Here is a 7,547-nt window from a genome sequence, read left to right on the forward strand (position 1 = left end):
AACCTTATTTAGGACGGCACATTCTACAAACAAAAAGCCCAGCAAACTGCTGGGCTTTCTTTTAACCATCGTACCTTTGGTAACAACTACTCTTGTTCGACAGGTTCGTTTTCTTCCGTGCTTGGTAATGCATGCCATACGGCTTTGACTAATGTCGCTAAAGGAATGGCGAAGAACACCCCCCAAAAACCCCACAGCCCACCAAAGACTAATACAGCCACAATGATAGCAACTGGGTGTAAGTTTACTGCCTCGGAAAACAGAACAGGAACCAACACATTACCATCCAGCGCCTGGATAATACCGTAAGCAAGCAACAACCAATAAAACGGAGGCGTTAAACCCCATTGGAACAAACCAACGATAGCAACAGGTACAGTAACAGCCGCCGCACCGATATAAGGAATCAAAACCGACAGACCAACGGCTACGGCAAGCAACGCCGAGTAACGAAGATCTAAAAGGGCAAAAGTCACGTAGCTCACACCGCCCACGATTAAAATCTCTAACACTTTACCGCGAATGTAATTTGATATCTGCTCGTTCATTTCATGCCAAACTTTATTCGCCAATTTACGGTTTTTCGGCAGAATACCGCTTGCGATTCGCAGCATTTCTTCTTTGTCTTTAAGCAAAAAGAAGATAAGGAGTGGCACTAAGATCAAATATACCGCTAGCGTTGCAATGCTAACTAATGAAGCAAGCGACCCTTTGACGACACTTTCACCCAGCCCCAGTGCTTGGTTTTTGGCGTTCGTCACCACGGTTTCTACTATTTCTAAATTGGCTAGTTCAGGATGGCGCTCTGGCAATGTAACAATAAACTTTTGTAGCCCGTTGTACATGTTCGGAATATCGTTAATTAGATTACCGACCTGAGTCCAAATCGTCGGAACCAAGCCAAACAACGCAATTAACATTAACCCGACAAAGACCAAGATCACGATAATAACCGACAAGGTGCGCGGCACGCCTATACGACACATTTTGACAACTGGCCATTCAAGTAGATAAGCCAAAACGATCGCGACAAGTAATGGCGCAATCAAGTGTCCAAAGAAGTAAATGGTGATAAAGCCAAACAGCAAGATCGCGACGAGACTTACTGCGTGAGGGTCAGAGAAACGTCGTTTATACCAACGACTAACCATTTCAAACATCTTATGCGGATTCCTTATTGAAGACAGTCAATGTGTAGTGCTCTGATGTAGATTGGCAATCAACCGAGTACCCTTGGGCACTAAGATAGTTCACAATGTCTCGTTTAGAGCTGTTGTCCACCACTTGAATGACAAGTTGATGATACTGCTTTGCTTCTCCTTGAAAGACCTCAGCAGCATGACGCTTTGCAAGTAACAGTGCCATAGGACAACGTTGCTCACGCAAATCAAGTAACATGGATTCCATTGTATTGCTCTGCACTTATGATAGGGTTGTATTGTAACGGCTTTTTGAGCTGGTGCTAGCACTTCTGACATGATTTAACCACATGCTGAAATAGCTCGGATATAAAATAATTTACGAAACCAATTCATTTATTTCCGGTCTTACTGTTAGCTTATATCCTCACGGATAACCAAAACGTATGTGGCGCTGTTAATGGGCTCTCGACCCGTAACCACATGCTTATGTATTTTGGAGAACCTTTTAAACGTATGTTAAAACGCACTCGCTCGCTAGTTTGCTTATGTCTTGCTGCAGCCATCAGTTCGCCGACAACTTATGCCAATAGCATTGACTTGCCAGACATTGGCACAGCTGCTGGTGGCACGCTTTCAATAGACCAAGAGTTGATTTATGGCGACGCCTATATGCGTATGCTCAGAGCCAGTAAACCTATCGTTAATGACCCTGTCATCAATGAATATATTGACTCTCTTGGGCACAAATTAGTGGCCAATGCGAATGATGTAAAAACGCCGTTCCACTTCTTTATGATTCGCGACCGTAATATCAACGCGTTCGCGTTTTTTGGTGGCTATGTAGCGCTGCATTCTGGGTTGTTTCTTCATGCTCGTTCAGAAAGTGAGCTGGCCTCTGTTGTCGCTCACGAGATAGCGCACGTCACACAACGTCATCTTGCTCGGAGTATGGAAGAACAAGCACGCCGCTCTCCGGCCACATTAGCCGCACTTGCGGGGGCACTACTGCTTTCAATTGCCTCACCCGAAGCGGGGATGGCTGCAATTACAGCAGCAACCGCGGGCAACATGCAAAGTCAAATCAACTACACTCGTGCAAACGAAAAAGAAGCGGATCGCTTTGGTATTTCGACACTAGCAAAAGCCGGTTTTGATGTTCAAGCAATGCCAAGGTTTTTTGGCCGTCTTGCTGATGAGTATCGTTACGCGAGTAAACCGCCACCAATGCTCCTGACTCACCCTCTGCCTGAAGATCGAATTACCGATAGCCGTGCGCGAGCAAGAACCTATCCTCCAATGCGTGTTGTGCCTTCAATAGACTATCATCTAGCTCGCGCGCGCATTGTGGCTCGTTACGCTGGCATTGATGGACAAGCCGCCCTGAGCTGGTTTGAGCGAACTCAAAAGAAAGCCTCTGCGGACATTACACCTGCTTTTGATTATGGTCGGGCACTCGTGCATTTAGACAATAAACGCTTATCTCAAGCGGAACCAATTTTGAAAAAGTTACTGGAACAAGACCCAAGTAACCCGTTTTACTTGGATGCTATGACGGATTTATACATCGAGAAGAAGCAGCCAGAAAAAGCGACCGAGATGCTCCGTAAAGCGTTATCTCGGAACCCTCAAAATAAAGTATTGACCATTAACTATGCCAATGCACTACTTGAGGACAATAAAAACGATCAAGCCACGCGAGTTCTTCAAAGATACACTCATGACTATCCTGAAGATACAAATGGCTGGCACCTAATATCGAAGAGCTACCACGCGCTGGGGCGTAGCGATGAAGAGTTGGCTGCTCGAGCAGAAATTTTGGCATTGCGAGCAAATTGGAATAAAGCGATTCAATATTATAGTGAAGCAAGTAAAATGGCCAAGTTGGGCAGCTTAGAGCAAGCGCGATACGATGCCCGTATCGACCAACTCATGATCCAAAGAGATCGATTCATGGCATTACAATAACGAAATGGAGAAAACCATGTCAGTCGTGATTTATCACAACCCTCGTTGCTCAAAGAGCCGTCAAGCACTTGAACTGCTTGAGCAAAATGGTGTTACACCGGAAGTCGTCAAATACCTAGACACACCACTTAACGTGGATGAACTAAAAGCGCTGTACGCCCAGCTTGGCTTTTCATCTGTACGTGAAATGATGCGCACTAAAGAAAGTGAATATAAAGAGCTTGGCTTAGGCGAAGACTCCGTCAGCGATGAGCAATTATTCGAAGCAATGGCGAAAAATCCAAAGTTGTTTGAGCGTCCGGTAGTCGTTGCTAACGGCAAAGCAAAAATTGGTCGCCCACCAGAGCAAGTGTTGGATATTTTATAAATGGATTGCCAGATCCTTATTTTGTATTTCAGCCGTCATGGCTCGACAAAACAACTGGCAAGACAAATAGCAAGAGGAGTCGAATCGACTCCTCAATGCCAAGCAATTTTGCGTACAGTTGAAGAATTGTCACCTCACTCACACTCCCCTTCTGATCCAATTGTTACTCTAGAGGAACTGAAAACGTGCGACGGTCTAGCGTTTGGCAGCCCCGTCTGGTTTGGCAACATGGCTGCGCCTTTAAAGCACTTCTGGGATCAGACTACATCTTTATGGGTCAGTGGTGACTTAATCGATAAGCCTGCTTGTGTCTTTACCTCTTCGTCCTCGATGCATGGTGGTCAAGAAACAACGTTACAAAGCATGATGACCCCTTTATTGCATCACGGGATGATGGTTTTGGGCATTCCTTATTCCGAGCCAGAGTTACACACTACGCAGTCCGGAGGCACTCCGTATGGCGCCAGCAGTGTAGGCCATGAGGCGACCCTGAGCAGTGAAGAGATTCGCCTGGCACAACAATTAGGCAAAAGGCTGGCAACTGCAGCGTTAAAACTAAAAGTCTGTTAGTAAAATCAAGGATAGTTAATCGATGTCTGACTCTTTAGACCAAACACCACTCGGTACACAGGCTAAAACCTATCGTTACCTGGCTTTATTTGGCAACTTAGCCTTATTAGCCTGGGTCGCTATTTGGCAGCTTGCGTTATCCCCTCACCCTCACCTCAGCAGCACAACACTTGCTATTGCTTGGTGTATTCCGCTACTACTTCCGTTGCCTGGTATTTTAGCTGGTAAGCCTTACACTCATGCTTGGGCTAACTTTGTTCTTATGCTGTATTTCTTGCATGCGCTGACCATCCTTTATGTGGATGGGGGTGAACGCTGGCTTGCGGCAGTGGAACTGATACTGACTTCACTCGGTTTCGCTGGTAATATTTTGTTTGCTAGAGCGAGAGGCAAAGAGCTAGGTCTTAAGTTGAAACGCCTCTCTCAAGTAGAAAAAGAAGAAAAAGCGAAATTCAATAAATAACGCCAATCGCAGTCAATCACTGATCATTGGTTCGAATACGAATTTAGAAAACAAAAAGAGTCGCTATTGCGACTCTTTTTTATGCTTACCACATTGGTGTTTGATCCTTGCGTTTCACGCCTGGAACGCTACCAAGGAGATTACGATGCCGAGCGCCACTCGTAGATCAAGTCATACTGTTCTCGGACAGGCTCCACAATCATCGGCTGAGTTGGTTGTGTTTCGTCACTTGCTTCTGCCACAACATTTACTGGTACTTCAGGCTGCGCTTCTTTTGGCGTCGCGGCGTCTTTTGCTTCATTACTCTGAACCAATGGCTCTTCTTCTTGAGTTGAAGCTGGGGCATCAACTTCACCTAAAGGATCTTCAAAAACCATTAATTGAGAAATAGAAGAAGCTTCTTTCTCAAAAGCTTGTTGTGATGCCAAAAGGTGGATGTTGAGCGTTAACTCGTCCCCTTGAACACGCTTAATCTCTGTACCCGCAACCGAATTAAGTTGTTTTAGCGCATTCTCTAAACGGAAGAAGTCCGTGGCAGAGGTTACATTAAGGACTTTCACTGCTAGCGCTTTTGAAGACTTTCCTGAAACCACAACTGCACTCTTACTTGCATAGTAGTCTGCGATGCCATCCACCATTTCTGCAATAGCATTAGCACCTGATGCAGACCCGCTACGCGGAGAACGTTGCGCCTCTACAATTCTCGTTGGCGACTGGTCGTAGAGTGTCCAACGAATTTGTTCACCTTGAGCTCGTACAACCAAAACGGCGTCAGCTGGGTAGCGCTGGCTAGCTTGACCAATTGGCTCAATAAAGCCGCCCCAAAGATCAGAGACATTAACACCGGTTACATCATCAAAATCCCCAACCGGGATAGTGATTGGTAGGCCTCTTAGTTTCGCTGCGCTACGAAGTGCTGCAACATTTGAAGATTCAGAATGCTCCCACGCAATGTTACGATCGTAACCCTGTTCTTCAACCATCCAAACTAAAATATTGGCACGATTTGGCGACCAAGATGGCAATTGTGCTTGTGTTAAAAGAGAGCTGATTTGGTCGTTGTTAAACAACATTTTTAAGCTCGCTTTTCCATCAACCTGCCCATAGCTCAGTTGAGAAATGTAACGCGCACTTGAGCTAAGTGCCTTTTTAATCACTGGATTGCTTAAAGAGGATTGAGAACCGGTCGCTCGAACAATCACATCCTGCATACCTTGTTGACGAGCCAAAGACTCACCGTCGTTCTGCTCACTGTCGATAACCACTTCGGCACGATAGATATCCACCTGAGTTAATGCATATACTGGTAGGGACAACCAACCTATCAGTAAGAGAGCTAAATAGCGCATAGTTTTTATAATCCTCTGAACAAGAACCCGAATAATAAGCAACTATCAAATCTTGAGCAAGGTAAGTACTGAGTAAATTGTCTGTATTATGACCAGCTTTGTTAACTCGGGCCTCAACCAGCGCTTCAGTGCTATTTTTTATAATAAACTCATTGCTTATTAAGCTATCTCAACAAGTTAGGCTGTCCATTTTTCATCTTCACGCAAGACACGTAAAAGAGGACAATTTGCAAGCAAGCAACTCTCAAAAGTGCTATTTATGGGAAAAATTCAATCGAAAGTTTGATCTATGCAACATTGCAAACGATTGCAGGATGATAGTATTCGCCGGATTTGTCTGCGTATCTTGAAAATAGGGAATTATTATGAAAAACGCGTTACAAGGCGCTCAAATGCTCTTTGTCGCTTTTGGTGCTTTGGTGCTTGTGCCGCTCCTAACTGGCCTTGATCCAAACGTAGCCCTCTTTGGTGCCGGTGTCGGTACTCTCCTCTTCCAGTTAATGACTAAACGTTCTGTTCCCATCTTCCTTGCCTCTTCTTTTGCGTTTATTGCTCCTATTATGTTCGGTATCCAAACTTGGGGTATCGGTGCAACGATGGGCGGCTTGATGGCAGCGGGCTTAGTTTATGTGGCTCTAGGGGCGATGATCAAAGTGCGTGGTGTTGGATTTATCCATAAAATTCTCCCGCCCGTTGTCGTTGGCCCTGTGATCATGGTTATCGGCCTTGGCCTTGCCCCAACGGCAGTGAACATGGCGGTAGGTAAAACTGGTGATGGAGCTGCACAGCTAGTTAATGGTGATGCTGCGATCATTATCTCGGCGGTCTCACTGCTCACAACCATTGTACTCAGCGTTTTTGCAAAAGGCTTTTTGAAGCTCGTTCCTATTGTTGGTGGTATTCTTGCTGGTTACTCTGTTTCTCTATTCTACGGTGTGGTTGATTTCACTCCCGTAGAGCAAGCGGCTTGGCTAGCCATGCCAAACTTCACCGCGCCAGAGTTCAATATCAACGCAATTTTGTTCATGATTCCTGTCGCTATCGCACCTGCGGTTGAGCACGTAGGTGACATGCTTGCTATCTCAAACGTTACAGGAAAAAACTACCTGAAAAAACCAGGCCTTCACCGCACAATCGCAGGTGACGGGGTGGCAACTATCGCAGCTTCGATGGTGGGTGCTCCACCAAACACCACTTACAGTGAAGTAACAGGAGCGGTAATGCTAACCAAAGCATTTAACCCTGTGATCATGACTTGGGCAGCAATCACCGCAATCGTACTTGCATTGGTAGGTAAGCTAGGTGCGGTTCTTCAAACGATTCCAGTTCCTGTCATGGGCGGCATCATGATTCTGCTGTTCGGCTCCATCGCAACGGTAGGCCTCAACACACTGATCAAGAATAACGTTGATTTACATAAGTCTCGTAACCTAGTGATTGTTGCCGTAACACTTGTGTTTGGCATTGGTGGTATGGCTTTCGGTATTGGTGAGTTCAGTCTACAGGGTGTGAGCCTATGCGGTATCGTGGCAATTATTCTTAACCTTGTGCTACCAAACGATTTAGGTGAAAACCACGTTGTGGATAACGCACAAATGGAAGAAGAAAGCGCGAAATAGTTCGTTTGCGCCGCTTTATTAGGTGGCGTGTCTTACTCTTCTCCTCTTGTATGACCCGTCCTGATATGGGTT

General features: G+C 45.7%; 8 protein-coding genes. 5 read left to right on the forward strand and 3 right to left on the reverse strand.

The features are described from left to right. Window positions 1-86 precede the first annotated feature (86 nt). A complete protein-coding gene (locus IJ23_RS23625) occupies window positions 87-1,160 on the reverse strand; it encodes an AI-2E family transporter (protein WP_005380416.1) in 1,074 nt (357 codons plus the stop codon). A gap of 1 nt (window position 1,161) precedes the next feature. Then, window positions 1,162-1,398: a sulfurtransferase TusA family protein gene (locus IJ23_RS23630; RefSeq protein ID WP_005380414.1), complete on the reverse strand. Its 237-nt coding sequence runs from the start codon at window positions 1,396-1,398 to the stop codon at window positions 1,162-1,164. A gap of 257 nt (window positions 1,399-1,655) precedes the next feature. Here IJ23_RS23630 and IJ23_RS23635 point away from each other — a divergent pair, with 257 nt between their 5' ends. Genes IJ23_RS23635 through IJ23_RS23650 form a run of 4 tightly spaced genes read left to right on the forward strand, consistent with a single transcriptional unit; the run spans window position 1,656 to window position 4,507 of the window. Next, on the forward strand, window positions 1,656-3,107 hold the full coding sequence (locus tag IJ23_RS23635) for a beta-barrel assembly-enhancing protease (RefSeq protein ID WP_005394337.1): 1,452 nt from the start codon (window positions 1,656-1,658) through the stop codon (window positions 3,105-3,107). A gap of 16 nt (window positions 3,108-3,123) precedes the next feature. Beyond that, window positions 3,124-3,474 carry an arsenate reductase (glutaredoxin) gene (gene arsC, locus IJ23_RS23640; protein WP_033907509.1) on the forward strand — a complete coding sequence of 117 codons (351 nt, stop codon included), beginning with the start codon at window positions 3,124-3,126 and terminating at the stop codon, window positions 3,472-3,474. Then, window positions 3,475-4,044, forward strand: coding sequence for an NAD(P)H:quinone oxidoreductase (wrbA, locus tag IJ23_RS23645; protein ID WP_005380409.1), 570 nt, complete (start codon window positions 3,475-3,477; stop codon window positions 4,042-4,044). Window positions 4,045-4,066: 22 nt separating this feature from the next. Continuing rightward, window positions 4,067-4,507, forward strand: coding sequence for a DUF2069 domain-containing protein (locus IJ23_RS23650; RefSeq protein ID WP_005380407.1), 441 nt, complete (start codon window positions 4,067-4,069; stop codon window positions 4,505-4,507). Window positions 4,508-4,647: 140 nt separating this feature from the next. On the opposite strand, the gene IJ23_RS23655 is transcribed toward IJ23_RS23650, so the two are convergent. Continuing rightward, entirely contained in the window at window positions 4,648-5,856 is a 1,209-nt protein-coding gene (locus tag IJ23_RS23655) for a DUF2066 domain-containing protein (protein ID WP_033907510.1), read from the reverse strand. A 365-nt stretch (window positions 5,857-6,221) separates the two neighbouring features. Here IJ23_RS23655 and IJ23_RS23660 point away from each other — a divergent pair, with 365 nt between their 5' ends. Further along, window positions 6,222-7,475 (forward strand): uracil-xanthine permease family protein, encoded by a 1,254-nt coding sequence (locus IJ23_RS23660; RefSeq protein ID WP_005389855.1) that lies wholly within the window; start codon window positions 6,222-6,224, stop codon window positions 7,473-7,475. Window positions 7,476-7,547: the final 72 nt, after the last annotated feature.

The organism is Vibrio sp. OY15 (genome assembly GCF_000742455.1).
Lineage (GTDB): Bacteria > Pseudomonadota > Gammaproteobacteria > Enterobacterales > Vibrionaceae > Vibrio > Vibrio alginolyticus.